Below are 628 nucleotides of genomic sequence, written 5' to 3' on the forward strand. Positions count from 1 at the left end.
GCCGGCTCGGGACGCAGATAGGCGTGCAGCGCCCTGACGCATTCATCCATCTGCCTCTCATGCGACACATTGCGCGAAGCGATCGTGAGATGAGCATTTTGATAGATCGGCTCACGCTCAGCGATCTGTTGCGTGATAGTGCCCAGCAGGTCCGAGGCCTGCTGCAGCCGGCGACCGCGTCGTCTCCCGAGCCGTCGCATTATCAGGTCGGCATCGGCCTTGAGCCAGATCGAGACCGCCTTGTCCTGGATGAGCCCATGGGTCTGCTGATGGATGAAGGAACTGTCACCGGTCGCGAGCACTGCCGGTCCTTGCTTCAGCACACGCGCAATCACTCTCGCCTCAAGCTCCCTGAAATGCTCCTCGCCATGGGTTTCGCAAAGTTTTTTTATCGACATGCCGGCCTCTTTCCTGATCTCGGCATCGGAGTCGATGAATTTCAACCCCAACCCTTTTGCAAGCCGCTCGCCAATGGTGGATTTACCGACGCCCGACATGCCGACGAGCGCTATCGGCCGCACGCCGAGGGCCGGCGCAATCTGGCTTGCTTCCGGCGACCTGGCGATCTCGGACATTCTTGATTTTTCGCCAACTCGCATTCCAAATGCCGCAGCAGCGCTCCATCTAG

Annotated in this window: 1 protein-coding gene; it reads right to left on the minus strand. The window is 59.6% G+C overall.

The genetic code is table 11. From position 1 onward, the window contains the following. Positions 1 to 575 (minus strand): shikimate kinase (locus tag ACFFNA_RS40330; protein ID WP_378926001.1); only part of this gene is annotated, 575 nt, incomplete at its 3' end. Between the last annotated feature and the right edge of the window lie 53 nt (positions 576 to 628).

The organism is Mesorhizobium kowhaii, assembly GCF_042431665.1.
GTDB classification, from domain to species: domain Bacteria; phylum Pseudomonadota; class Alphaproteobacteria; order Rhizobiales; family Rhizobiaceae; genus Mesorhizobium; species Mesorhizobium kowhaii.